The 26,163-nt window shown below is 56.3% G+C and carries 22 protein-coding genes; 5 read left to right on the top strand and 17 right to left on the bottom strand.

The genetic code is table 11. The annotated features are described in order from the left end of the window. Positions 1 to 2: 2 nt before the first annotated feature. Genes DFO56_RS02415 through DFO56_RS02405 form a run of 3 tightly spaced genes read right to left on the bottom strand, consistent with a single transcriptional unit; the run spans position 3 to position 2,970 of the window. Entirely contained in the window at positions 3 to 971 is a 969-nt protein-coding gene (locus DFO56_RS02415; protein ID WP_045514047.1) for a lysylphosphatidylglycerol synthase domain-containing protein, read from the bottom strand. Beyond that, positions 968 to 2,212, bottom strand: a complete 1,245-nt coding sequence (clsB, locus tag DFO56_RS02410; RefSeq protein WP_020457106.1) for a cardiolipin synthase ClsB — start codon at positions 2,210 to 2,212, stop codon at positions 968 to 970. The genes DFO56_RS02415 and clsB overlap by 4 nt, the downstream gene beginning before the upstream one ends. Next, positions 2,209 to 2,970, bottom strand: a complete 762-nt coding sequence (locus tag DFO56_RS02405) for an endonuclease/exonuclease/phosphatase family protein (protein ID WP_020457107.1) — start codon at positions 2,968 to 2,970, stop codon at positions 2,209 to 2,211. The genes clsB and DFO56_RS02405 overlap by 4 nt, the downstream gene beginning before the upstream one ends. Before the next feature lie 132 nt (positions 2,971 to 3,102). Here DFO56_RS02405 and DFO56_RS02400 point away from each other — a divergent pair, with 132 nt between their 5' ends. Next, positions 3,103 to 3,540 (top strand): YbhQ family protein, encoded by a 438-nt coding sequence (locus tag DFO56_RS02400; RefSeq protein WP_020457108.1) that lies wholly within the window; start codon positions 3,103 to 3,105, stop codon positions 3,538 to 3,540. Positions 3,541 to 3,592: 52 nt separating this feature from the next. Here the strand turns inward: DFO56_RS02400 and DFO56_RS02395 are convergent, their stop codons facing one another. The 5 genes from DFO56_RS02395 to cecR are packed head-to-tail and all read right to left on the bottom strand — an operon-like array spanning position 3,593 to position 9,233. Further along, the gene (locus DFO56_RS02395) at positions 3,593 to 4,699 is read right to left on the bottom strand and encodes an ABC transporter permease (protein WP_045514049.1); all 1,107 of its coding nucleotides are present in this window, start codon (positions 4,697 to 4,699) and stop codon (positions 3,593 to 3,595) included. A gap of 9 nt (positions 4,700 to 4,708) precedes the next feature. Continuing rightward, on the bottom strand, positions 4,709 to 5,842 hold the full coding sequence (locus DFO56_RS02390; RefSeq protein WP_045514051.1) for an ABC transporter permease: 1,134 nt from the start codon (positions 5,840 to 5,842) through the stop codon (positions 4,709 to 4,711). Continuing rightward, positions 5,832 to 7,571, bottom strand: a complete 1,740-nt coding sequence (locus DFO56_RS02385) for an ATP-binding cassette domain-containing protein (protein ID WP_045514054.1) — start codon at positions 7,569 to 7,571, stop codon at positions 5,832 to 5,834. The genes DFO56_RS02390 and DFO56_RS02385 overlap by 11 nt, the downstream gene beginning before the upstream one ends. After that, positions 7,564 to 8,559, bottom strand: a complete 996-nt coding sequence (hlyD, locus tag DFO56_RS02380) for a secretion protein HlyD (RefSeq protein ID WP_020457112.1) — start codon at positions 8,557 to 8,559, stop codon at positions 7,564 to 7,566. The genes DFO56_RS02385 and hlyD overlap by 8 nt, the downstream gene beginning before the upstream one ends. Next, positions 8,559 to 9,233 carry a transcriptional regulator CecR gene (gene cecR, locus DFO56_RS02375; RefSeq protein ID WP_045514057.1) on the bottom strand — a complete coding sequence of 225 codons (675 nt, stop codon included), beginning with the start codon at positions 9,231 to 9,233 and terminating at the stop codon, positions 8,559 to 8,561. The genes hlyD and cecR overlap by 1 nt, the downstream gene beginning before the upstream one ends. 235 nt (positions 9,234 to 9,468) lie before the next feature. On the opposite strand from cecR, the gene rhlE reads away from it, so the two are divergent. Then, positions 9,469 to 10,944, top strand: coding sequence for an ATP-dependent RNA helicase RhlE (rhlE, locus tag DFO56_RS02370; RefSeq protein ID WP_020457114.1), 1,476 nt, complete (start codon positions 9,469 to 9,471; stop codon positions 10,942 to 10,944). Here the strand turns inward: rhlE and DFO56_RS02365 are convergent, their stop codons facing one another. The 5 genes from DFO56_RS02365 to licT all read right to left on the bottom strand — a co-directional run bounded on the left by DFO56_RS02365 (position 10,945) and on the right by licT (position 17,687). Continuing rightward, positions 10,945 to 11,898: an alpha/beta hydrolase gene (locus DFO56_RS02365; RefSeq protein ID WP_045514060.1), complete on the bottom strand. Its 954-nt coding sequence runs from the start codon at positions 11,896 to 11,898 to the stop codon at positions 10,945 to 10,947. It lies immediately after the preceding gene. A 65-nt stretch (positions 11,899 to 11,963) separates the two neighbouring features. Next, positions 11,964 to 13,355, bottom strand: coding sequence for a glycoside hydrolase family 1 protein (locus DFO56_RS02360; protein WP_045514063.1), 1,392 nt, complete (start codon positions 13,353 to 13,355; stop codon positions 11,964 to 11,966). Between the two features lie 9 nt (positions 13,356 to 13,364). Then, entirely contained in the window at positions 13,365 to 14,837 is a 1,473-nt protein-coding gene (locus tag DFO56_RS02355) for a glycoside hydrolase family 1 protein (RefSeq protein ID WP_045514066.1), read from the bottom strand. 11 nt (positions 14,838 to 14,848) lie between these two features. Beyond that, entirely contained in the window at positions 14,849 to 16,687 is a 1,839-nt protein-coding gene (locus DFO56_RS02350; RefSeq protein ID WP_114413823.1) for a beta-glucoside-specific PTS transporter subunit IIABC, read from the bottom strand. Between the two features lie 160 nt (positions 16,688 to 16,847). Continuing rightward, on the bottom strand, positions 16,848 to 17,687 hold the full coding sequence (gene licT, locus DFO56_RS02345) for a BglG family transcription antiterminator LicT (protein ID WP_020457119.1): 840 nt from the start codon (positions 17,685 to 17,687) through the stop codon (positions 16,848 to 16,850). 331 nt (positions 17,688 to 18,018) lie between these two features. Between licT and dinG the strand changes: the two genes are divergently transcribed. Both dinG and ybiB read left to right on the top strand, forming a co-directional pair. Further along, positions 18,019 to 20,172 (top strand): ATP-dependent DNA helicase DinG, encoded by a 2,154-nt coding sequence (gene dinG / locus DFO56_RS02335; RefSeq protein ID WP_045506426.1) that lies wholly within the window; start codon positions 18,019 to 18,021, stop codon positions 20,170 to 20,172. Positions 20,173 to 20,197: 25 nt separating this feature from the next. Beyond that, complete coding sequence (ybiB, locus tag DFO56_RS02330; RefSeq protein ID WP_045506429.1) at positions 20,198 to 21,160, top strand: DNA-binding protein YbiB; 963 nt, start codon at positions 20,198 to 20,200, stop codon at positions 21,158 to 21,160. A gap of 113 nt (positions 21,161 to 21,273) precedes the next feature. Here ybiB and ybiJ read toward each other — a convergent pair whose 3' ends face one another. The 3 genes from ybiJ to DFO56_RS02315 all read right to left on the bottom strand — a co-directional run bounded on the left by ybiJ (position 21,274) and on the right by DFO56_RS02315 (position 22,799). Further along, on the bottom strand, positions 21,274 to 21,534 hold the full coding sequence (gene ybiJ, locus DFO56_RS02325; protein ID WP_045506432.1) for a DUF1471 family protein YbiJ: 261 nt from the start codon (positions 21,532 to 21,534) through the stop codon (positions 21,274 to 21,276). Positions 21,535 to 21,819: 285 nt separating this feature from the next. Beyond that, positions 21,820 to 22,086 (bottom strand): DksA/TraR family C4-type zinc finger protein, encoded by a 267-nt coding sequence (locus DFO56_RS02320; protein WP_020457124.1) that lies wholly within the window; start codon positions 22,084 to 22,086, stop codon positions 21,820 to 21,822. Between the two features lie 98 nt (positions 22,087 to 22,184). Further along, on the bottom strand, positions 22,185 to 22,799 hold the full coding sequence (locus tag DFO56_RS02315) for a flavin reductase family protein (protein ID WP_045506435.1): 615 nt from the start codon (positions 22,797 to 22,799) through the stop codon (positions 22,185 to 22,187). 98 nt (positions 22,800 to 22,897) lie between these two features. Here DFO56_RS02315 and rlmF point away from each other — a divergent pair, with 98 nt between their 5' ends. Beyond that, positions 22,898 to 23,833 carry a 23S rRNA (adenine(1618)-N(6))-methyltransferase RlmF gene (gene rlmF, locus DFO56_RS02310; protein WP_045506438.1) on the top strand — a complete coding sequence of 312 codons (936 nt, stop codon included), beginning with the start codon at positions 22,898 to 22,900 and terminating at the stop codon, positions 23,831 to 23,833. Here rlmF and ybiO read toward each other — a convergent pair. Continuing rightward, on the bottom strand, positions 23,823 to 26,060 hold the full coding sequence (gene ybiO, locus DFO56_RS02305) for a mechanosensitive channel protein (protein WP_045506441.1): 2,238 nt from the start codon (positions 26,058 to 26,060) through the stop codon (positions 23,823 to 23,825). The two genes, rlmF and ybiO, sit on opposite strands and share 11 nt — an antisense overlap. Positions 26,061 to 26,163: the final 103 nt, after the last annotated feature.

Here is a 26,163-nt window from a genome sequence, read left to right as displayed (position 1 = left end):
ACTTACTGCTGCGCCATCGCTTTTTCGTTTTTCGCCCGCAGCTTTTTCGCCCGGCTCTCCAGTAACAGGTAGCAAACCAGCGCCAGCAGCAGCGGCAGGAAGTAGTAAAGTACGCGGTAGGCGAGCAGGGCGGCGATAATCATGCCTTGTGAAACGTGCTCGCTGGCGAGCAGGGCGATGAACACCGCTTCGAGCACGCCGATCCCCGCCGGAATATGCACAATCACACCTGCGATACTGCTGACCAGCAACACGCCAAGCACGAAGAAGAAATCGGCCTGCATGCCCATCAACAGCCAGATAATCGCCCCCATGGCTATCCAGTTGGCGCTGGAAATAGCCAACTGCGCAACGGCAAATTTCCACGATGGCAGCACCAGCTTGTGGCCTTTAATCGTCAGATGGCGGCGTTTGGCGAATGCGCAGCCCCACAGGTAAACCGCGATCACCAGCAGCAACACCACGCCGACAATGCGCAACGTCGTGTCGTCGATATACCAGTGCGCCGGGATCTGCACCACGCCGAAGGTAAAAATCACCCCGCCGAGCAAAATGTAGCCCAGCCAGTTGGTGGTAATACTCAGTGAGAAAATGCGGGTAATCGTGCTCCCCGGCAGGCCAAGACGTGAGTAAAGTCGGTAGCGCATACCGATGCCGCCCACCCACGTGCTGAGCGTCAGGTTAAAGGCATAACAGATAAACGACACCAGCATCACCTGGCGTTTTGCCAGCTTGTGCCCGCAGTAAGCACGGCCGAGCAAATCATAGCAGCCGTATAGCAGGTAGCTGATTACCACCAGTGCGACGGCGCTCAGCAGCGCGGTGCGGTTATAGTCGCGAATGACTTTCCAGACATCATCCCAGTTCACTTTTTGTGCATACAGCACCAGCAGTACCACAACAGCAATAAAGAACAGGACCGTGAGGACTCTTTTCGCCAGCCGCCAGCGCGGATGTGAGCGTGATGTCATGGTTTCACCCCTGAGTGCTGCGCTTCAGTCCGATCCTGGGTTTCGATTTCGGGCTGAACGGGCGGCTCCACCTCGGCCAGCCTTGGCGTATGCGCCGGTAGCCAGCCGACCATCGCCGGGAAGTGGCGTAAAAAGTGGAACACCACCACGCTTTTTCCGAGGTTCCACCACGTTCGTTTCGGCGCCATGGACTCATTTACCCGCACGCAGTCGTTATTAATCAGCCCCTGCAAATTGTCGCGTAGCGTCTGGTTAAACACGCGGTCATGAATAATCAGATTGGCTTCAAGGTTGAGCGACAGGCTCAGCGGATCAAGATTGCTGGAGCCGATAGTGGCCCAGTGATCGTCCATCAGCGCCACTTTGCCATGCAGCGGGCGGCGGCGATATTCATACACCTGGACACCACCTTTCAGCAGATAGTTATAAAGCAGCTCCGCACCAACTTTCACAATCGGCATATCTGGTTCACCCTGCACAATCAGTTTTACGCTGACACCACGCCGGGCGGCGCTGCGCATGGCGTGCAACAACCGGTAGCCGGGGAAGAAGTAGGCGTTGGCGATGATCACTTCGCGGCGCGCATTCGCCAGCATTTTCAGGTAGTGGCGTTCAATGTCGTCGCGGTGATCATCATTATCGCGCCAGACAAACAGCGCCTGCGCTTCGCCGGGTTTGCGGTTCTCCTCCGGGCGATGGCGGCGTTTGCGCCACCAGCGTTTCACCGGTGCGTTATCCGGCAGGTTCTCCAGTTCAAATTGCAAAATATCCAGCACCACCGGGCCTTCAACCCGCACGGCGTAATCCTGCTTCGCTTCCGGGCCGTAGCTGGTGACGTGCTCTGCCGAGTAGTTAATGCCGCCAACAAACGCCACCGTGTTATCGATTACCACGATTTTGCGGTGCATGCGGCGAAAGAGATTGGTGCGCATGCCGAACAGCCGTGGGCCGGGATCGTAGTAACGGAAAATTACCCCCGCCGAGGTCAGCGCACTGACAAACGGTTCGCTCAGATCCGGCGAACCGTAGCCGTCCAGCAGCACTTCAATGCTGATCCCACGCTGGGCAGCACGCAGCAGCACCTGCTGCAACTGACGTCCAACATCGTCTTCAAACCAGATAAAGGTTTCCAGAATAACGCGCTGTTTTGCATGATCGATGGCGTCAAACAGCGCGGGGTAATAGTTATCCCCGTTTTCCAGCAACTGAATGCGATTACCTTCCCGCCAGCTACATTTCATAGATGGATCTCCGCGCTCAGTGGGGCATGATCGGACAAATGACGCCAGTTACGCAGCGGCAACGCGGTCGGTGCGCTGGCGTTCGCGTTTTTCACATAAATACGATCGAGGCGCAGCAGCGGCAGGCTCACCGGAAACGTGCGGGCAGGGCGGCCATGCGCGCGGGTGAAGATCTCCTCCAGCCCGGCCTGCGTTTTTAACGGGTGATTGGCTTTTTGCCGCCAGTCGTTAAAGTCGCCAGCGACCACCACCGGTTCGTTTTCCGGCAGCCCATTGACCCACTCCGCCAGCATGGTCAGTTGTGCCTGGCGGTGCGCTTCCCGCAGCCCGAGGTGGACACAAATCACATGCAACGCATGACCCAGATCCGGCGGCATAATGCGGCAGTAGAGCAGGCCGCGCTTTTCGCTGCCGTCAACGGAGACGTCGCGATTTTCATAATGCTCAATCGGAAAGCGGGAGAGCACCGCATTGCCATGATGTCCTTCCGGGTAAACCGCATTGCGCCCGTAGGCGTAATCGCTCCACATGGTATCGGCAAGGAATTCGTAATGGGTGGTGTCCGGCCAGTTTTCCACATGCAACGGGTGAACTTCATGCGCGCCCATCACCTCTTGCAGGCAGACGATGTCGGCGCTAACGGTACGCACCGCGTCGCGCAGCTCGGGCAAAATAAAGCGGCGATTAAACGCGGTGAAGCCTTTATGGGTATTAATGGTGAGCACTTTTAATGAAAAATTTCGCGCGTGTTGGGTCATAACTCTCCTGCCAGCGTCACTCTCCTCGTGAAAATAAATTGTAGTCCCTGTCACAAAAAAGGGCGGGGTTACGGAATTTTCCGTAAATACGAGTACTCTTCATACAGATAAAAATCCTTCAGGAGAGAAGCCATGAAGTGGCAACAACGTGTTCGTGTCGCGACTGGCCTGAGTTGCTGGCAGATTATGTTGCACGTACTGATTGTAACGCTGCTGGTGATGGGCTGGATGAGCGGCATGCTGGTGCGTGTTGGCTTAGGGCTGTGTGTGCTGTATGGCATCTCCGTGCTGCTGATGCTGTTTCTCCAGCGCCACCATGAAGCGCGCTGGCGCGAGTTCGGCGATGTGCTGGAGGAGCTGACCACCACCTGGTATTTTGGCGCGTCGCTGATTGTTATCTGGCTGCTCTCCCGCGTATTGCAAAATAACTATTTGCTGGCGGTTGTCGGGCTGGCGATCCTCGCGGGACCGGCGGTGGTGTCGCTGCTAACCAAAGAGAGAAAACTGCCTGCTAAATCTTTCGGCCTGCATCAACGCGGTAACGCAGCCAACTCTCACGATCACCGCTAAGCAGTCAAACAGACGGGCAAGCAAACCTGCCCGTACGTAAGCTGAAAACCCGTCACATGATTTTGCGCCTGAACAGCGCATACGCCGCTGAACCGGTGGTCGCCGCAATCACCAGCAGCGGCCACAAACTCTGCCAGACAATGGTAAAGCTGGCGTCCTTCAGGTAAATCTGCTTGGTAATATCGGTAAAGTGGCGGATTGGATTCGCCCAGGTGAGATCCTGCAACCAGACCGGCATATTCTCCACCGGCGACACATAACCGGAGAGCAAAATCGCCGGCATCATAAAGACAAACACGCCAATAAACGCCTGCTGCTGGGTTGAACAGAGCGACGAAATCAGCAAGCCAAAACCCACCAGCGACAAGCCATACACCAGCATGGTGAAATAGAACAGCAGCAGCGAACCGGCGAAGGGAATTTTATACGCCAGAATACCCACGCCGAGCACAATCGTTGCCTGGAACGTGGCGACAATCAGCGCCGGCACCGCTTTACCGACAAAGATTTGCCACGTCGCCAGCGGTGAAACCAGCAATTGATCGAGCGTGCCTTGCTCGCGTTCACGCGCCACCGACAGCGAGGTAACAATCATCACGCCGATGGTGGTAATCATCGCAATCAGCGACGGCACCACAAACCATTTGTAATCAAGATTCGGGTTATACCAGTTGCGTACCACCAGTTCGCTGTTGTTCTGTTTTTCCCGCCCGCTGAGCAGCTCCTGTTGATACGCTTTGACGATCTGCTGTAAATAATTGGCGGCGATTTGCGCGCTGTTCGAGTTACGCCCGTCCAGAATCAACTGCATCGGCGCGGTAATGCCGCTGTCGAGATTGCGCGAGAAATCCGCCGGGAAGCGCACCAGCAACAGCGCTTTTTGCGTGTCGATGGTGGGGCGAATTTCTTGCGGGCTGTTCAGCAATAACACATGGGTAAAGGCTTTCGCGCGGGCAAAACGCTGGGTCAGTTCGACGGCGTGTTTGCCGTTATCTTCGTTATAGATGGCGATGGTGGCGTTGGTCACTTCCAGCGTGGCGGCGAAAGGAAACAGTAGCACCTGAATCAGCACCGGCAGGATCAAAATGGCGCGGGTCTGCGGCTCGCGCAGCAGCGATTGCAACTCTTTGCGGATAAGCGTCAGTAAACGGTAAAACATGGCTTTTCCTTAATCCAGTCTGCGTTTGGTTTTCAGCCACGTCAGGCCAATAAACATCACCGCCGAGGCGATTAAAAACAGCACATTCACCAGCAGCACCACCGGGATATTGCCCGCCAGAAACAGGCTTTGCAGGGTGCTGACAAAGTAGCGAGCTGGAATAATGTACGTCACCACGCGGATAATCGCGGGCATGCTGTCTATCTGGAAAATAAAACCGGACAGCATAATCGACGGTAAAAACGCGGCGTTAAGCGCCACCTGCGCGGCGTTAAATTGATTGCGTGTGACGGTAGAAATCAACAGCCCCATGCCTAAGGTGCTGAGCAAAAACAGGCTGGTAATCAAAAAGAGGATCAGCAGCGAGCCGCGATACGGCACGCCGAGAATAAATACCGACACCAGCATGCACAGCCCCATCGCCAGCATGCCAAGAAAGTAATAGGGAATGAGTTTGCACAGCAGCAGTTCCGCGCGGGTGATTTCGGTGGAGAGCAGCGCTTCCATGGTGCCACGCTCCCACTCGCGTGCCACCACCAGCGAGGTGAGGATCGCGCCAATCACCGTCATGATAATGGTCACCGCACCAGGGATAATAAAATGCTGGCTGATAGCCGCCGGGTTAAACCAGTAGCGCGTTTGCACATCGATCAAAGGCTTAAAGGTCTGCCCGCTGTCTTCCGCGCGTTGCTGCTGCCAGAGTTGCCAGATGCCTTCGACATACCCCTGCACAAAGTTAGCGGTGTTCGGTTCGCTGCCATCGGTTATCACCTGCACCGGCGCGCTGTCGCCAGGGCGCGCCATTTGCGCGGCGAAGTTCACCGGGATCACCACCAGCCCGCGAATGCGCCCGGCCTGCATCATCTGAATCAGCTGCTGGCGGTTATCGCTGATGGTGGCATCAATATAGGGCGAACCGGTCAGCGTATGGGTAAAATCGAGCGCCTCTTCGCTGTGCTGTTCAAGCAGTACGCCTACGCGCAGTTTGCTGGAATCGAGATTAATACCGTAACCGAAAATAAACAGCAGCAGCAGCGGGATCACCACCGCAATCAGCCAGCTACTCGGGTCACGCACAATCTGGCGCGTCTCTTTGACGCATAACGCGCGTACGCGCCGCCAGGAGAGGGCTTTAACGCTCATCGTGGTGCTCCTTATCCCAGTTATGGATAAGTGTAATAAACGCGTGCTCCATTGTCGGGTCCGGGTGATCCGCATCGGCGGTTTGCGCCTTCAGCGCATCCGGCGTGCCGCTGGCAATTAACTTCCCGCGATAGACCAGCCCAATGCGATCGCAATACTCCGCTTCATCCATAAAGTGGGTGGTCACCATTACGGTGACGCCTTTTTCCACCATGCTGTTGATATGCAGCCAGAACTCGCGCCGCGTCAGCGGATCGACACCGGAGGTGGGCTCATCCAGAAACAAAATGTCCGGCTCATGCATCAGCGAGCAGGCCAGCGCCAGCCGCTGCTTAAAGCCGAGCGGTAGTTCATCGGTGGCATGACTGGCGATACTTTTCAGCCCGAAAGCCTCGCTCATGCGGTCGATTTTCTCGTTCTGCGGCCGCCCGCGCAGGCCGTAGACGCCGGAAAAGAAGCGCAGGTTTTGTTCGACCGTCAGGTTGCCGTACAGGGAGAACTTCTGCGCCATATACCCCAGATGCTGGCGCGCTTTGCCGGAGCTGACTTTCAGATCCATATTCAGCACCAGCGCCTGGCCATCCGTCGGCACCAGCAAACCGCACATCATTTTGAAGGTAGTGGATTTCCCCGCGCCGTTCGGGCCGAGCAGGCCAAAAATCTCCCCGCGTTTGACGGCGAAATTGACATTATCGGTGGCGGCGAAATCGCCAAACTTTTTGGTCAGCGATTTGGCTTCAATTACCGTCTCTTCCGCGCTGCCTTCCACCGTATGCAGAATCGCCCCCAGTGGCGATTCGGAAGTGCCCGCGCCGCCAAGCAGGTCGATAAAAGCATCTTCAAAGCGCGGCGCGGTCTCCTCGATCTCCAGAGCGGGCATCTTTTCTGCCTGCCGCAGATCCTCGGGCTGCGCCCCTTTTTTCAGGATCATACGCACCGAGCGGCCCTGGATCATGCCGTCGCTGACCTGCGGCTGCCGCAGGATACGCCGCAGCAGACGGCGGTTGTTCTCCTCTGAACTGGTGACGAGGAAGCTGCGCCCGGCCATGGTTTGCGTCAGTGCTTTCGGTTCGCCCTGATACAGCAGTTCGCCTTCGTTCATCAGCAACACATCGCGGCACTGCTCGGCTTCATCAAGGTAGGAGGTGCTCCAGAGGATCAGCATGCCGTCGCCGGCCAGTTCATGCACCATCTGCCACAGTTCGCGACGGGAAATCGGATCGACACCGACACCCGGCTCATCCAGCAACAGCACTTTCGGTTCGCCGACCAGCGTACAGGCCAGCCCCAGCTTCTGTTTCATGCCGCCGGAGAGTTTCCCAGCCAGCCGCCCGGTAAACGGGGCGAGGGCGGTGAACTCCAGCAGCCGCGCAAACGTCTGACGGCGCTGCTCGCCGGTAACGCTGCGCAAATCGGCATACAGATTCAGGTTTTCCATGACCGTCAAATCTTCATACAGGCCAAACTTCTGCGGCATATAGCCGAGCATGGCATGCAGTTCGCTGTCATTGGCGATGGGGTCGAGGCCCATGACGCGCGCGCTGCCTTCATCCGGGCGCATCAGCCCGGCAAGGATGCGCATCAACGTGGTTTTTCCGGCGCCATCCGGCCCGACAAGGCCGGTGACATATCCCGCTTTGATCTCACAATCCAGCCGCGCGACGGCGGGTTTTTCCATTCCGGCAAAGCGCTTTACTAACCCGCGCAGATGGATAGCCGCGTCACTCATGGCGCGCCTCGCCGCTAAAGCGCAGCGTAACAGGCATCCCCTGGCGCAGGCTGTCATCGGCATCGGTCACAATAATGCGCAGGCGATAGACCAGATCGGTACGCAAATCCGGGGTTTCGACGGTTTTGGGCGTGAATTCGGCGGTGGGTGAAACAAAGCCAATTTTGCCGTGATAAGGCTTATCCGGGCGGCCATCGGTATACAGCAAAACCTCTTGCCCCGGCTGTGCCTGGTGCAAATTGCGTTCACCCACGTAGGCGCGAACCCATACCGGGCGGGTCAAGGAGAGGGTTAATACAGTGCTTCCGGCGCTGAGCATGCTGCCGGGTTCGACAGCGCGCGTCAGCACGGTGCCGTTACTCGGCGCGATAAGCGTGGTGTCATGCAGATCCAGTTGCGCCTGTGCCAGCGCGGCTTCGGCTTGTTCCAGGCTGGCTTTTGCCTGGGCGATTTCCTGCGGGCGATTACCGGCGCGGTACTGGCTCAGTTTATCTTGTGCCGATTTCAGCGTTGCCTGGGCCTGATCCCGTGAGGAGCGGGCATTTTCCAGGTCGTTTGCCGAAATCGCCCGGCTTTTCATCAGTCCCTGCTGGCGCTGAAAGAAGTTCTGCGCGTAATCATATGCCGCTTGTGCCTGACGCACGGCGGCGACGGCCTGGGCTATCTCTTCATCACGGTAACCGGCAGTCGCCAGCGAGTATTTTGCTTGTGCCGTTGCGACATTGGCTTGTGCCTGCAACAGCGCGTTTTCATAGGGTGCTTTATCTATTTCGCCAAGTGTTTGCCCGGCGCTTATCGCATCCCCTTCATCCACGTTCAGCGCAGAGAGCCGCCCGCCAACGCGGAAACTTAAATTCACCGTGCGAATGTCGACATTCCCGTACAGGGTGAGCGTGCGGTCTTGTTTGCTTTGATACCACATCCAGCCGCCGCCCAGCGCGGCCAGTACCACCACAACTATCACTACCACGACGATGGGTTTTTTCATCACGTTGAACTCCTGTTCGTTAATCCTTGCAAGATAAGATCGATATGACAGGTGATGACCTGATAAATCTGTGTCGCTTTCTCTTCATCAAACTGCGTCCATCCGGCGCGCAGCAAAATGGTTTCCCGCCCGAGGCGAAAGGCGAGGATCTGGCCGATAAGCGCATGGGTATGAATAATGGTTTGCGTATCTTTGGCGTCGCGCCCGGTGTAGGCGGCGAGCAGTGCCGTAAAGTGGCTGTGCAGCGGCGCAATCACCTGGTCATGCACCAACTGGTAAGCGCGCGTCGGCGAGAGCTGTTCGCGGGAGATAAATTTGCTCAGGTTGAGCGTCTCGTCATGAGTGAGCAGCACAATCATGTTTTTACAGGCGCGGTGGATCAGCTCGCGAATAGCGGCTTTATCCGGCACGGGCTGGGCGAACAGCTCTTCGGCGGCCTGCACATGCGGGCGAAAATTGTCGCTGATAAAATCGGCGATCCACTGCGCGCAGGCGAGATATAAATCCTCTTTTGAGCCAAAATAGTAAGTGATCGCGGCGATGTTCTGCCCGGCTTGTGCGGCGATATCCCGCGTGGTGGCATGCAAGCCATATTCACCAAACTGTGCCAGCGCGGCGGCAATCAGCTGGTTTCGGGCCTGTTCGCCCCGGCTGGTGGTCGGTGTTGTATGCATGGCGGTGATGAAAGTTAATCAATCGATTGATTAACTTTATGGCTAAATTTTAGGCTTGTCCAGTTAGCGGTGCGTTAATATCACGCATTCCGTACCCGGAGGGATATTTTATGCGTGTGATCACAAAAGCTGATACACTCCGCCCCTTCATGACATTGTGGTTTTTGTCATCAGCCAAATTATTATCTCCTCGAAAACTACACCTGTTCACAGGTCGGGGCGGTGTGGAGTTGTTATGTCTTTTGATGCCCTTGGCCTGAACCCGGAAATCCTGCGCGCTGTTGCCGAGCAGGGTTATCTTCAGCCGACCCCTATTCAGCAGCAGGCTATCCCGGCGGTGCTGCAAGGCCGCGATCTGATGGCGAGCGCCCAGACCGGCACCGGTAAAACTGCCGGTTTTACGCTGCCGCTGTTGCAACGCCTGATTCAAAACGAGCCGCACGCCAAAGGCCGTCGCCCGATCCGGGCGCTGATCTTAACGCCTACCCGCGAACTGGCGGCGCAGGTGGGTGAAAACGTTCAGGAGTACAGCAAATACCTGAATATCCGCTCGCTGGTAGTATTCGGCGGCGTGAGCATTAACCCGCAGATGATGAAGCTGCGCGGCGGCGTTGACATCCTGGTGGCGACACCGGGGCGCCTGCTGGATCTGGAACACCAGAACGCGCTGAAACTCGATAGCGTGGAAATTCTGGTGCTCGACGAAGCCGACCGCATGCTGGATATGGGCTTTATTCACGATATTCGCCGCGTGCTGGCAAAACTGCCGCCGAAGCGTCAGAACCTGCTGTTCTCCGCGACCTTCTCTGATGAGATCAAACAGCTGGCGGAAAAGCTGCTGCGTAATCCACTGGAAATCGAAGTGGCGCGCCGCAACACCGCTTCTGAGCAGGTGACGCAGCATGTGCATTTCGTCGATAAAAAACGCAAACGGGAACTGCTGTCGCAGATGATTGGCGAGGGCAACTGGCAGCAGGTGCTGGTCTTCACCCGCACGAAACACGGCGCTAACCACCTGGCAGAGCAGCTTAATAAAGACGGCATCACCAGCGCGGCGATCCACGGCAATAAGAGCCAGGGGGCGCGTACGCGTGCGCTGGCGGATTTCAAATCTGGCGACATTCGTGTGCTGGTGGCGACCGACATCGCGGCGCGTGGGCTCGACATTGAAGAGTTGCCGCATGTGGTGAACTACGAACTGCCGAACGTGCCGGAAGATTACGTGCACCGTATTGGCCGTACCGGCCGGGCAGCGGCGACCGGCGAAGCGCTGTCGCTGGTATGTGTGGACGAACATAAACTGCTGCGCGATATCGAACGCCTGCTGAAAAAAGAGATCCCGCGCATTGCGCTGGCAGGCTATGAGCCGGATCCGTCGATCAAAGCCGAGCCGATTCAGAATGGTCGCGGCCAGGGCGGCGGTCGTCAGGGCAGTGGACGCGGGCAGGGCGGCGGTGGCCGTGGTCAGTCTGCGCCGCGCCGCAGTGAAGGCGAAGGACAAAAACCGCGCTCCCCGCGCCGCGCCGAAGGTGGCGCTGCGAAGCAGGAGGGGGGACGCCGTGCTGAAGGCGGCGCGAAGCCGGCCGGTGGTCGTCGTCTGGATGGCGGAGCCGCTAAACCGGCAGGTGGACGCCGTCTTGATGGCGGTGCGGCGCCGGCGGGCAACCCGTCTCGCCGTCGTCGCCCGCGTAAGCCTTCTGCCGCCGAGTAATTAGCTGTTAAAACGCGCCAGCCAGTTCTGGCGCGTCTCTCTGGCCCGCTGTGCGATGCTCGCCTGCGGGTCGGAATTAAAACCGTGATATGCCCCCGGCCAGACATTCAACTCCACCTCCACTCCCGCACGTATTAACCGCTGCGCATACGCCATATCTTCATCAAGAAACAGATCCAGCGTGCCAACGCCTATCCAGGTCGGCGGTAGCCCTGCCAGATCATCGGCGCGCGCCGGAGCGGCATACGGCGATACGTCAACGCTTCCGGGTTCACACCCCAGCAGCGCACGCCAGCCAAACGCATTGTTTTCCCGCGTCCAGATAAATTCGCCCGTCACCGGGTTTCGTTCCGTCTCCACCACCGTACGATCATCGAGCATCGGGAACATCAGGTTCTGAAACGCCAGTTGCGGCCCTTTGCGATCGCGCGCCAGCAGCGCCAGAGCGGCGGCAACACCCGCGCCGGCGCTGTCGCCCATCAGGCCGATATTGTTGGCATCGATGCCTAATTGCGCCGCGTTTTCCGCCATCCACACCAGCGCGGCATAGCAGTCATTAAGCGAACCGGGAAAGCGGTGCTCCGGTGACAAGCGGTAATCGACAGAGACGACAACGCAGTCATGGCGCGCGGCTGTCGGGCGGGTGAGCGACAAAGATTGTTCGGGGCTGCCAAACAGATGACCGCCGCCGTGCAGATGCAAAATCCCCATCCGGTTGGTGCGACGTATCGTTGGCGTGATCACGCGCACGCGCACGGCGGGTTCACCGTGGGCACCCGCAATGTGCTGTTCGTGCATCGCCAGTGAAAGCCCATCATCAAGATGCATGGCCTGCAGCGCGGCTTGCTGGCGCGGCTCGCGTATGGCGGGAAGGGCGTCGGCGTTCAGTGTGGAAGGTGTCCAGGATTGCAGGGCGGGGCGAAGCTCGGGGTCAACCAGATGCCATGTACTCATGTGTGAACCTTTATCGTCAACAGGCCAAAATAAGAGAAGCGCCGCAGCGCTTCCCGGTTTTAACCTTACAGCACTTCGCCATTGCTGGCGATAACCTGTTGATACCAGGCAAAACTCTTCTTCTTACTGCGCGTGAGCGTACCGCGGCCGTCGTTGTCCTTGTCGACATAGATAAAGCCGTAGCGTTTTTTCATCTCACCCGTCCCGGCGCTGACAATGTCGATTGGCCCCCACCACGTGTAGCCCATAATGTCGCAGCCATCGTCAATCGCTTCCGCCATGGCCTGGATATGGCGACGGCCATAATCGATGCGGGCGTCATCGTTAATTTGCCCGCTGGCGTCGGGTTCATCCACGCCGCCATAACCGTTTTCAACAACGAACAGTGGCTTACGGTAGCGATCCGCCAGCTCGTTACAAACGATGCGAAAACCTTGCGGGTCAATCGGCCAGCCCCATTCAGTTTTCTCCAGATACGGGTTGTCCAGCCCGGCCGTGCCGCCGGTATCAATGCGGAACTGGCCGCCTGCCTGGTGCAGCACGCTGCGGTAGTAGCTAAAGCCGAGGTAGTCTGAAGGGTACTCTGCCAGCAGTTGCAGGTCGCCATCGGCTATCTCCAGCTTGACGCCCAGTTCGCGGAACAGACGCGGCGCATACGCCGGGTATTGCCCGAGCATCATCACATCCGAGAAGAACAGCGAACGGCGGCGTAACTGCATGGTCGAGAAGATGTCTTGCGGGTTGCTGGTTGCCGGGTAGACGGTGCTCAGCGACAACATGCAGCCGATTTTCGCCTCAGGGATGATCTCGTGGCACAACTTGTTGGCCAGCGCGTTAGCGACAAACTGGTGATGATTGGCCTGCCAGATCGCCTGCGCACCGGCATCGGCATCCACCGCGCCGGTGGCGAACGGCATGCGGTTCATGTTGTTCAGCTCGTTGAAGGTCATCCAGTATTTGACCTTGCCTTTGTAGCGGCGAAATACCGTTTCGCAGTAGCGGCTAAAAAAGCCAATCAACTGGCGGTTTTTCCAGCCGCCATACTCCTGATACAGCGCCAGCGGCGTTTCGTAGTGCGAGAGGGTGATAACCGGCTCAATGCCATACTTTCGCAGCTCATCGAACAGCGAATCATAAAATGCTAAACCGGCTTCGTTGGGTGTGGTTTCATCGCCGCGCGGGAAAATGCGCGACCAGGCAATCGAGGTGCGAAAGCACGTAAAACCCATTTCGGCGAACAGCGCCACGTCCTCTTTGTAGCGGTGGTAAAAGTCCACCGCGTCGTGGCTGGCATAGTAAAGGTTGGGGTCAATCACCGCATCGTGTTTGCCGGAGGCGATACCGCCGCGTACCACATCGGCGATGGACGGCCCTTTGCCGTCTTCATTCCACGCCCCTTCCGCCTGGTTGGCGGCAATCGCGCCGCCCCATAAGAAATCTTTTGGAAAAACAGACATATCTACTCCTTAATCGGCTAAGTCTTCGCCGTTCGAGGCGATCAGTTTTTTATACCAGTGGTAGCTTTTCTTCAGCGAACGCGCCTGCGTGCCGTTGCCCATATCGTCCTGGTCGACATAGATAAAGCCGTAGCGTTTGGAGATTTGCGCCGTGCCCGCGCTGACCACATCAATGGGGCCCCACCAGGTATAACCGAACAGATCCACGCCATCGGCGATGGCCTCTTTCATCTGCTCAACGTGCTGGCGCAGATAATCGATGCGATAATCGTCATCGATGGAACCATCCGGGTTAATGGCGTCCACCGCGCCAAGGCCGTTTTCGGCAATGAACAGCGGCTTCTGGTAACGGTCATAGAGCTGATTGAGTGCCAGGCGCAGCCCTTTCGGATCGATTTGCCAGCCCCACTGACTGGTGGGCAGATAGGGGTTGCGGATGCCGCCGGTGACCAGGTTGCCTTCTGTGCCTTCCAGCGTTTCCGGGTGCGCACTGACGGTGCTCGACATGTAATAACTAAAGGAGACGAAATCGACCGGGTGCTGGCGCAGGATCTCATCATCGCCGTCCACTTTTTGCAGCGTCACGCCTTTTTCGGCCAGCATGCGGTCGGTGTAGGCAGGGTAATAACCGTGCGCCTGCACATCGCTAAAGAACAGCGACACGCGCTGCATCTCTTCACACGCCTGCAAATCATCCGGATGGCAGGTGTGCGGGTAGAGCATCTGGTAGCTGATCATGCAGCCGACCTGCGAGCCGGGAATTATGTTGTGGCAGGCTTTGGTCGCAAGGGCACTGGCGACAAACTGGTGATGCGCACCCTGGTATTTATCCTGCTCCAGATGCGGGTTGTCCTCTTCGATCACCCCCACGCTGACATACGGGTGATGCTTCACGCAGTTGATCTCGTTAAAGGTCATCCAGTACTTCACTTTCTTGCGATAGCGGGTGAATACCGTGGTGGCGAAACGCACATAGAAATCTACCAGCTGGCGGTTCGGCCAGCCGCCGTAATCGGTCACCAGCGCCAGCGGCATTTCATAGTGCGAGAGCGAAACAATCGGCTCGATGCCGTGCGCCAGCAGCGTGTCGAACACTTCATCGTAAAATTTCAGCCCCGCTTCGTTGGGCGTGGTTTCATCGCCGCGCGGGAAAATGCGCGTCCAGGCAATCGACATGCGGAAGCATTTAAAACCCATGCCGGCGAACAGCGCGATATCCTCTTTAAAACGGTGGTAAAAGTCGTTGCCCTTGCGCTTCGGATAATATTTTTTGCTGTGCGGATCCTGCGCTTCCCGTATCTGCGCGTGGGTCATGCCCAGCCACTGATCGAGCCAGCGCTCACGCGGCGTGTTGCTATCAAAAGTGTAAACATCCGACACGGAAAGCCCTTTGCCGCCTACATTCCACGCGCCTTCCAGTTGGTTAGCAGCGGTTGCGCCACCCCATAAAAACCCTTCCGGAAATGCTTTCGAAAATGCCATGCCTCTGCTCCTTACGCCGCGTTTGCGGTCAGTGTGAGAAATGCGTCCCGGCTGGCGACATCGCCATTGGCTTTTACCGGGCTGATATCGCCGTATTGTTCGCTGTTAGTGACCACCACAATCACGCTGGGATCGATGCCTGCGGCCTGCAATGCCGCCAGATCGAAGCTCACCAGCAAATCACCGACCTCCACGTTTTGCCCGGCAGCTATATGGCTGGTGAAGTGTTTGCCGCCGAGTTTCACCGTATCGATGCCGATATGGATCAGGATCTCCGCCCCGGTATCGCTTTGCAGCGCCAGCGCGTGATGGGTTTCAAACAGGGATTCCACCGTGCCGTTGACCGGAGAACGCAGCTCGCCGCTGGTGGGATAGATGGCGATCCCTTTACCGAAAATTTCATCAGCAAACACCGGGTCGCTTAAGCTATTAAGCGGTTTTAACTCGCCGCTGACCGGCGCGAAGAGCCTCTCTTCGCTGCGCGCAACCGGCATCGGACTAACGCCTGCCACCACGGTTTCTTCAAAACCAAGCACCACGGTGACAACTGCCGCGCAGACAAAAGAGATAGCGATGCTGACCAGTGCCCACATAAACGTCGGGCCAACCAGCGCCGGCAGGCCGGGCAAACCGCTCAGCGCGAAGGCGTAGGTTTTGACGCCCATCGCCATTGCAAAACCGCCGCCGCAGGCACCGCCAATAAGCGCTGCGGCAAACGGGCGTTTGTAGCGAATGTTGATGCCGTACATCGCCGGTTCGGTAATGCCCATCACGGCGCTGAAACTGGTACTTAACGCCAGTGATTTCAATTTCTTGTCGCGGGCGCGCAGGAACACGCCAAATGCCGCGCCCGCCTGGCCGAGGTTGGCGACATAAAAAAGAATTTTGAACGGATCGAAGCCCATGGTGCTGATGTTGTTGATCATGATAGGCACCAGCACGTAGTGCATACCGGTGATGATGATCATCGACAGCGTGCCGCCAACCACCACGCCCGCCACGATCCCGGCGTTTTCCACCAGCCAGATAATGCCGCTGGAGAGTACGTTCCCGGCGAAAATCCCCAACGGGCCGATGGCAATCAAGGTGATGGGTGTGACGATAACCAGGCTGAGCAACGGCACGAACATGGTTTTCAGCACGCCGGGCATGATGCGATCTATCAGCTTTTCCACCCGGCTAAGCAGCCAGACGGCGAGCAGAATTGGGATCACCGTTGAGGCGTAATTCACCGTCGGCACCGGCAGGCTCATAAAATGGACTGGCGCGCCAGATTTAAACAGTGTCTGAATCGCCGGGTGGAAGAGGGCGGCAGCCAGCGCAACCGCCACGTAAGGATTCGCGCCAAATTTACTCGCCGCGCTGAAGGCCAGCGCCAGCGGCATGAAGTAGAACACGCCATCGCTGATGGCGAGCAGGATTTGGTATGTCTGATTACTGGTTTCCAGCCAGTGCATTGCCACCATCAATGCCAGCACACCTTTCAGAATACCGGCCCCGGCAATTGCAGGAATGATCGGTGAAAAGATACTGGATAACCCCTCCAGCACCACCGACACTGGGTTGCGGCGTTTTCCGGATTGTGCTGCGCTGGTGGCGGAAACCCCCGGTAATTTCGCCAGCAAGGCATCGCACAGCGGTGCGACATCGTTGCCGATGATGAGTTGATATTGATCGCCGGAAATGTTTACGCCAATCACACCATCCAGCGCTTCCAGCGCGGCGCGATCGGCTTTGTCGTTATCTTTCAGTAAGAAACGCAAACGGGTGATGCAGTGAAACAGTGACAGAATATTGCCCTTGCCGCCGATCCTGTTGATTATCTGCTGCGCGGTATCCTGATAGTTCATGGTCATTCCTCCAGACTGACACCTGCGTGGCAGGTGCCATAACAATTACCGGTTACCCACCGGCGCTTTGTTCTTCTGGGGTTTGCCTGATTTAACAGTAACAAGCCTGGAAAGAATTCATACACGTCATACTTCGGGTCGCAGGCGCGACGTTGTTACCTTACGACTCTGTCCGCTGTACCACATTTTCGATATGCACGGTCAGGTAAAGTTTTTCCGAATTGCTCATCGTGTGGTGATAATTTTTGCCGACAAATTCGTTAATCGCGTCAACGCATTTCAGGGTGGTTTGATAACGACGCTGCACCATAGCGAATAACTCTTCGTCGTCATTATTTAACACCACACCATCAATCACCCGTTGGGCGAAAAATTTTAAATGGGTAATGAAACGCTGATAATTCAGACTGTGCTCGTCGAGCGGCAGGGTGAAAAAGTATTTAACGATATTCTGTAACTGATAAATAAGCCGTGTAATTTTTGTGGTTTTACCCATCGTATCGTTCAGCCCGGCATTCACAATATGCAGCGCAATACTACAGGCTTCACTGTCGGGTAATAGTGTGCCGGTACGCGCGACAATCATGCCAAGCGCCTGGCGGCCAATGGCATACTCTTCAGTATAAAAATGGCGCACTTCCCACTCTAACGGATTAGGCAAAACTTCATTTTTTTCTGTGCGTTGTAGCGCAAAGTGCAGGTGATCGGCCAGCGTAACGTACAGGCCTTCACTTAATTTATGCGCAAGCGCAGATCGTGCCAGCGCAACAATATCGGCGGTGAGTTGCACTATTTCCACCGGCACTTCGCTGACCAGATCTTTAAAACGTGCGGAGACTTGTGAGTCCTGCAAATGGAATATTTTTTCGATGGCTTGCGCATCGACGCGGGCACCGCTTTGGGTATTAAACCCTAAGCCGCGCCCGGTCAGAATAACCTCAAGGCCATGCTCATCAATGGCGCTGACAACGTTATTATTTAATATTTGTTTGACCAGCATCGCCAACTCCTGCAAACAAAAACGGGCAAAACGTAAATACAGCAGCGAGCGGATGTCGCCCTCATTCTCTGCATTTAGGTTTTGCCCGATATTCGGTAACAAGCGTAATGCAGGTAAAAACTAGCATTGCCTGAATAAATGATCAACGCGACCTCAACGGCAATGGTGATTGGATCTGCCAATTTGTGATCGGCGTTGTGAAAAATATCCTGTATCAGAATGATGACGCACAGGATATGCGGGCGCGCTTCCGGCATGGCAAAAAGGGTTACCCTACGGGCGCTAAAAATGCCACAATAGTGGCTGTTTATACAGTGTTTCAGGTTTCCTCATGGCCCTTACCGCCGCGCTAAAAGCGCAGATCGCCGCCTGGTATAAGGCGTTGCAACAACAGATCCCGGACTTTATTCCCCGCGCGCCGCAGCGGCAGATGATTGCTGACGTGGCGAAAACGCTGGCGGGGGATGAAGGGCGTCATCTGGCGATTGAAGCGCCAACCGGCGTGGGGAAAACGCTCTCTTACTTAATTCCGGGCATCGCCATCGCGCGTGAAGAGCAAAAAACGCTGGTGGTCAGCACCGCGAACGTGGCGTTGCAGGATCAGATCTTCAGTAAAGATTTGCCGCTACTGCGCAAAATCATCCCGGATTTACGCTTTACCGCCGCGTTTGGCCGTGGGCGCTATGTTTGTCCGCGCAACCTGGCGGCGCTGGCAAGCAGCGAGCCGAACCAGCAGGATCTGCTGGCGTTTCTGGACGATGAACTGACGCCGGGTAACCAGGAAGAGCAGAAACGTTGCGCGGCGCTGAAAGCGGATCTCGACAGCTACAAGTGGGATGGCCTGCGCGATCACACTGACAAGGCGATTAGCGATGATTTGTGGCGACGGCTCAGCACCGATAAAGCCAGCTGCCTGAACCGTAATTGCCACTACTACCGCGAATGCCCCTTTTTTGTCGCACGCCGCGAAATCCAGGAAGCGGAAGTGGTGGTCGCCAACCACGCGCTGGTGATGGCGGCGATGGAGAGCGAAGCGGTGCTACCGGAGCCAAAAAACCTGTTGCTGGTGCTCGATGAAGGCCACCATTTGCCGGACGTAGCGCGCGACGCGCTGGAGATGACGGCGGAAATCACCGCCCCCTGGTATCAGCTTCAGCTCGATCTGTTCACCAAACTGGTGGCGGCCTGCCTTGAGCAGTTTCGCCCGAAAACGCTGCCGCCGCTGGCGACACCGGAGCGGCTCAACGCCCATTGCGAGGAGCTTTACGCGCTCATCGCGTCGCTTAACAACATTCTTAACCTTTATCTTCCGGCGGGCCAGGAGGCGGAATATCGCTTTGCGATGGGGGAATTGCCCGATGAAGTGATGGAGATTTGCCAGCGGCTGGCAAAACTGACGGAGATGCTGCGCGGGCTGGCAGAGCTGTTTCTGAATGATTTAAGCGAGAAGACGGGCAGCCACGACATTGTGCGTTTGCACCGGGTTATTTTGCAGATGAACCGCGCGCTGGGTATGTTCGAAAGTCAGAGCAAACTTTGGCGGCTGGCCTCAATGGCGCAGGCGTCCGGTGCGCCGGTGACCAAATGGGTTACCCGCGAGGCGCGTGACGGGCAGTTGCATCTGCTGTTCCATTGCGTGGGGATTCGCGTAAGCGATCAGTTAGAAAAGCTGCTCTGGCGCAGCGTACCGCACATTGTGGTGACCTCGGCGACGTTACGTTCGCTGAACAGTTTTAATCGTCTGCAGGAGATGAGTGGTTTAAAAGAGAAAGCCGGGGATCGCTTTGTCACGCTTGATTCGCCGTTCAACCATGTTGAGCAGGGAAAAATTGTTATTCCGCAGATGCGCTACGAGCCACTGATGGAAAACGAAGAGCAGCATATTGCGGAAATGGCGACCTGGTTTCGCGAGCAGGTTGAGAGTAAAGCGCATCCCGGGATGCTGGTGCTGTTCGCCAGCCAGCGCGCGATGCAGCTGTTTTTAACCTATGTCGCGGACTTGCGTTTATTGCTGCTGGTGCAGGGCGATCAGCCGCGCTATCGGCTGGTGGAACTGCACCGTAAACGTATCGATAATGGCGAGCGCAGTGTGCTGGTGGGCTTGCAGTCATTCGCTGAAGGGCTGGATCTCAAAGGCGATTACCTGACGCAGGTCCACATCCATAAAATCGCTTTCCCACCTATCGACAGCCCGGTGGTGATCACCGAAGGCGAGTGGCTGAAAAGCCTGAATCGCTATCCTTTTGAAGTACAGAGCCTGCCCAGCGCATCGTTTAACCTTATTCAGCAAGTGGGGCGGCTTATTCGCAGCCACAGTTGTCGTGGCGAAGTGGTGATTTACGATAAACGGTTGCTGACTAAAAACTACGGTAAACGGCTGCTCGACGCGCTACCTGTGTTTCCTATTTCACAACCGGCAATGCCGGACGTTATAGTGAAGAAACCTGTGAAAAAAGCAGAACAGAAGCGTCGCAAACGCCGTTAACGATGTGAGCCCGCAAGGAGTCGCTATGGATTACCGCAAAATCATTAAAGAAATTGGTCGTGGGAAAAACCACGCCCGCGATCTGGATTTCGATACCGCTCGTGGTCTGTACTCGCAGATGCTGAAGGGTGAAGTGCCGGATCTGGAGATGGGCGGCATTTTGATAGCCCTGCGTATTAAAGGGGAAGGGGAAGCGGAAATGCTCGGCTTTTACGAGGCGATGCAGCAGCACACCCTGAAACTGACGCCGCCGGTCGCAAAGCCGATGCCGATTGTGATCCCCAGCTATAACGGCGCGCGCAAGCAGGCGAACCTGACGCCGCTGCTGGCAATTTTGCTCAACAAACTCGGTTTTCCGGTGGTGGTTCATGGCGTTACTGAAGATCCGACGCGCGTGGTGACGGAGAGCATTTTCAAACTGCTGGGGATCGATGCCACGCTGCATGCCGGCCAGGCGCAGGCGAAGCTGGAGGGGCATCACCCGGTCTATATTCCAGTGAGCGCACTCTGCCCGCCGCTGGAAAAACAGCTGGCGATGCGCTGGCGGATGGGTGTGCGTAACAGCGCGCACACGCTGGCGAAGCTGGCTACGCCGTTTGAAAAAGACGCCGCGCTGCGTTTATCCAGCGTTTCGCACCCGGAATACATCACGCGGGTGGGGAAATTCTTTGCTGATATTGGTGGTCGCGGTCTGTTGATGCATGGCACGGAAGGGGAAGTTTATGCCAACCCGCAACGGTGTCCGCAAATCAACCTGATTGATGCGCAGGGCGAACGCGTGCTTTATGCCCGTGACGATGCGGTAGCGCCGGTAAGTGACGGTGCTGCGAAAGATGCGGAAAGCACTGCGCGCTGGACAGAGCGCTGCCTTGCGGGAAGTGAAGCGGTGCCGGAGTCGCTCAAAATTCAGCTTGCCTGCTGCCTGGTGGCGACGGGTGAAGTGGCGACGCTGGAAGAGGGGCTGGCGCGGGTTGCGCAAAACTTCTGATAAAAAAAGCCCGTCACATTTCTGGACGGGCAAAACAGGGTAACAACAGGGTTAATGAGGGTGGAGCACCCAGGCAGAGGGTTAATGTGCCGGGGGTAAAACACGGTTTTCGGTTATTTGTAGATAACCGCGGTGCCGCTCAGTTTGTTATTGCCTGTCGCGGACGTGATGCTGTAGCCCGTGGCGCCAGCGGCTTGTGCTTTCTCGGCCAGTTTGGCTTCCAGGCCGTCCAGCGTGGTCGCGCCTTCAGCGGAAACAACACCGATTTTATTCAGGTTCTCTGCCTGAGCAGTGGTGACTGATTGTGCCGCGAAAGCACCGAAAGAGAGGGTAGACAGCGCGATAGCAGCAACAGCATATTTAATGGTTTTCATAGTTAATCTCTCGCAGGTTATTCTGTTTGGGGGACAATGTTCCGTCGATGTGATGAGTATCACGGTTTTTGGCGGGAGATAAAACCGAAGAGAATTGACGGCCTTATTCTAAAAAATTGAATAAAGGTTAATTTATTGAATTTAAATCGATTTAAGGATGCAAATAACGCATTTTTCCGCCGCCCGGACTGGCATCCATTTTGGCGGCACATTTTGCTACGTTCAGGGCGGAATTTTATGGATGTAAAGGCAACCGCTTGCGCTGGTTACACACGTCAGGAAAGGTCAACGTAGCTGGCTGTCTTTCGAACCTCTGCGATTATATCCTGAAAATGTGGAATTATGTAAATCTTTCTCCTGCTGACAGGTGATGCACAAGCGTACCCCGGGAATCGCTTTACGCCGTGCTTCCGGAATTGGCTCACCGCACTCTTCGCAAACCTTTAAACTTTCGCCGGATGGTAAACCGCTGCGCGCACGCGCGACGGCATCATCAATGGTGCTGTCGATTTGCTGCTGAACTGCGCCATCATTTGCCCAACCTGAAGCCATAATGTGTTCTCCCGGGCTAAAACCATAATTATAGCAAACTGCCCGGCGGCGCTGATGTCGGGCCGGGCGAACGGTAAAATCGTTGCCCGGCGAAGAGGCTAGCGGTTATCCGGGCGCGTCAAATCGAAACGCTGCGCTTCGCTAATGCCGTAGTAGGCTGAAGGGCCACCCGCACGCAGCACCGGCTCTGCTTTTGCCGTCTGGTAGATGCCGTTTTCCAGCAACGTCTCATCAATATGCACGGCAACCACTTCACCGAGCACCAGCCAGCTATCAACCGGCGTCCCGTCTGCGGTGGTCAGTTGAATACACTGCGAGAGGCGGCATTCGAAGTTGACCGGGCTTTCCGCCACGCGTGGCGTTTTGATGACCCGGCTGGCAGCGGGCGTCAGGCCCGCACGGGCAAACTCATCTTCGCCGTGTGGTAACGAAGCGGACGTTTCATTCATGGGTACGGCCAGCGCGCGTGTTGTCAGATTCCAGACGAACTCTTTGCTTTCCGTAATATTACGTACGCTGTCTTTCCAGCCGCTGCTGGCGAAGCCGATAATCGGCGGGCGATAATTAAAGCAGTTAAAAAAACTATATGGGGCGAGATTCCGTCGGCCTTGCCCATCCAGCGAGGCGATCCAGCCGATGGGGCGCGGGCCAATAATGGCATTCAGGGGATCATGGGGTAGACCATGACCTTTTGCAGGTTCATAAAAATACATAGAGCTTTCCGGTCGTTAAAAAACAGATTCTTCAGCCTCACTTATTTACCCGACCATCGTCAACGGGTATCTTACGCCGCTGCTAACAGGAGAATGCCATGAATGCCCAGAAGCCGGGTCTGCACCCGCGTAACCGCCACCACAGCCGCTACGATCTCGACGCGCTGTGCGCTGTGAATCCGTCACTGCGCGCGTTTCTTACCACTAACCCGAACGGTGAGACGACCATCAATTTTGCCGATCCGCAGGCAGTTAAAGCCCTGAACAAAGCGCTGCTGGCAAAATTCTATGGCGTGCGCGAATGGGATATTCCGGACGGTTTCCTCTGCCCGCCAGTACCGGGGCGTGCGGATTACGTTCACCATCTGGCGGATGTGCTGGCGGAAAGCAACGACGGCAAGGTGCCGACGCAGGCCAGCGTGCTGGATATTGGCACTGGTGCCAACTGCATCTATCCGCTGATTGGCGCGCATGAATACGGCTGGCGTTTTACCGGCAGCGAAGTTAACGATCAGGCCTTTGCCAGCGCACAGGCGATCATCAACGCCAACCCTGGGTTGAGCCGTGCGGTACGGTTGCGTCGACAGAAAGATCCGGCGTCTGTTCTTACCGGCATTATTCATAAAAATGAGCAGTACGATGCGGTTCTCTGCAACCCACCGTTTCATGATTCCGCGCAAAGCGCGCAGGCTGGCAGTGAGCGCAAGCGTCGCAATCTCGGCCAGTCGGTTAACGATGCGGCCAACTTTGGCGGCCAGCAGCAGGAGTTATGGTGCGAAGGCGGCGAAGTGGCTTTTATCAGCAAGATGATTGCTGAAAGCCAACAGTTTGCGCGCCAGGTGTTGTGGTTTACCTCGCTGGTGTCTCGCGGCGATAACCTGCCCGAGCTGTATCGCGCCTTGACCCAGACTGGCGCAGTGAAAGTGATGAAAAAAGAGATGGCGCAGGGCCAGAAGCAGAGCCGTTTTATCGCCTGGACGTTTCTCGATGAGGCCCAGCGTAAACGCTGGGCGCAGACACGTTTTAAAGGGTAGGTTCTGCCGGCGGTGGCGGGCTGGCGGGTGAAACTGGCTGTGCTGCGCTTTCCGGCGCTGGTAACATCTGGTATGTCTGCACCGGCGGGCGCACGCCTGCACGGTCGAAATGCTTTTTCACCATCGTGTCGAGGGCAAAACGCACTGTCCACTGTTTCAGCGGCAGGGTCGTGCAGGTGACGCGAAGCGTGAAGGCCGTGTTGGTAAGCCCGACCAGCCCGGCAAAAGACGGTTCGCCGATAATCAAGCCGCGGATCTCCTCCTGCTCCATCAGTTCTGCCACGGCATCTTTTAACGCCTGATTCGCTTTATCGGTATCCTCCTGGCGATTTACGTCGTAATTCGCCACCACCGAGCCAATGCCGCGCACAAAATTGGCGAAAGTGGTGATCGATGACCACGGAATAATGTGGTACGCACCAGTATCCTGACGTACGCCAACGGAGCGAATCGACATTCGCTCTACGGTGCCGGTCAGCGGGCCGATAGTGACCAAATCCCCGGTGTTCATGCCGTTTTCAAACTGGATAAAAATGCCAGTGATAATATCTTTCACCAGCGTTTGCGAGCCAAACGAGATAGCCAGCCCGAGCGCCCCGGCCCCGGCCAGCAATGGCGCGATGTTGACGCCAATTTCCGACAGCACAATCATCACCGTTATGGTACTTATCACCACTGCCAGCGCATTGCGAAACAGCGTCAGCAGTGTGCGGGTGCGCGCGCTTGGCAGCGGGCGACCGTGAATATCCGACGCCAGCCGGTTTTCAATAATACTGGCAAGCAGGGTCCAGCCCACGGCGGAGAAGAACAGGATCAAGGCAATACGGATGAGGATATCGACGGTTTTCTCGCCCGCACCGTAATTCAGCCAGTGCCAGACATCAAACAGCCCCCAGGCGTTCAGCAGCAGCATGATCGTTGCGCAAACCACCAGAATCCGTGCGGCTTTTAACGACGCGGAGAGCCAGCCATTGAGCCGTTTTTGCAGTTCGGGATAGTTGCGCTGTACCTGTGGCGACAGGGTGATGGTCTTATTCAACCAGCGCGACAATACGCCAGAAAGAAACGCAGCAATGCTCAGAATCGCCAGGCTATTGACCGTGGCACCCATCATGAATTTCAGGCTGTTACCGGGATCAAACAGCGAAAAGAAAAACAACACAATAAAGTAAGCGCTGGCGAGCCAGTGCCAGATCAACGCAAACGCGCGGATAAACAAGCTAAAAAAGGCCAGCGAGTGATCCGCCAGCACAATTAAGTTGTGCTGAATTTGCCGCTTATTATGAAAAATAAGGTACAGCGCCCATACGGTAATGCAGAGCATGATCACCACATTCGCCAGCGCGCCAAACTGCACGTTTACCTGATTGGAAATAATCGGCACTGCAACCAGCAAACCGTAGCCAATCAGGCTGCTCAGCGCACTCAGACGCATATGCCAGTAGCGGGCGGTTTCATCGGTAATGCGAAATGGGCGCAGATCGGCAATACGCGGGCAGAAAATCAGCCGCAAAATCGCTTTAAAAAACTCAATCAGCGCAAAGGCGTTCAGGAACAGGCTTTGTTGAAAGGCTATGGTGCTGTTGCCTGCGTTAAGGTTCGCGCTAAGCAACTGACCGACAAATATTGTTAACGCCAGCAGCATCAGGTCGATAATAAACGCGCCGATAATCATTGAGGGCAGTTGTAACCAGTTACTGCGGTCGCGGTTTTTACGCCGTCCCCAGGCGCCCATTTTGCGATACAGCGGGGATACCGCTAAACGAACAAGAAACCAGAAAGCAAAAACCAGCGCGGCCAGTAGCAGGAAATGACTGGCGGCGTTGCTGAAGGTCTGCGGGTTAAAGGCTTTGTGGGGCGAACCGGTGATATTGCGATACAGCTGAGCAAAACGGGATGCCAGTGCATTGCCATAATGTTCACTCACCTCGGTTACGTTTTCCAGCACCGTTTTTTGCTCTTTCACCTCGGGCGGGGTGAGTTCCGGCACGGGTTCTTGTGCTGGCGCGGTGGCAACTTTGCGTAGCTGATCGATCAGTTCCTTGCGCGACTCATCGTTTTCCAGCACGTCCGCAAGTGCGGCATAAGCGGCCTTTTTCTGCTCGACATTAGGCTCACTCGTTTGCGTGGAAGGCGCAGGCGTGGTTGTCGCAGAGGTAATGCCGGGTATCGTCGCAGCCTGTAACGGCGCGCACCACAACCCAATCAATAGCAGGATCCACGGCATGTGCTCCTCCGGTGAGAAAGTCCAGCAAAATGATAAGTATAGATGCCGTACCGCGGCCGCGATGAATTGAGAAGAATCTGGGGGAGTGCCCCTCCGCAAGGAG

The sequence above is a fragment of the Kosakonia sp. AG348 genome (assembly GCF_003337365.1).
GTDB lineage: Bacteria > Pseudomonadota > Gammaproteobacteria > Enterobacterales > Enterobacteriaceae > Kosakonia.
Note: the sequence above shows the minus strand (reverse complement) of the source record. Positions and strands in the feature narration are given on the sequence as shown.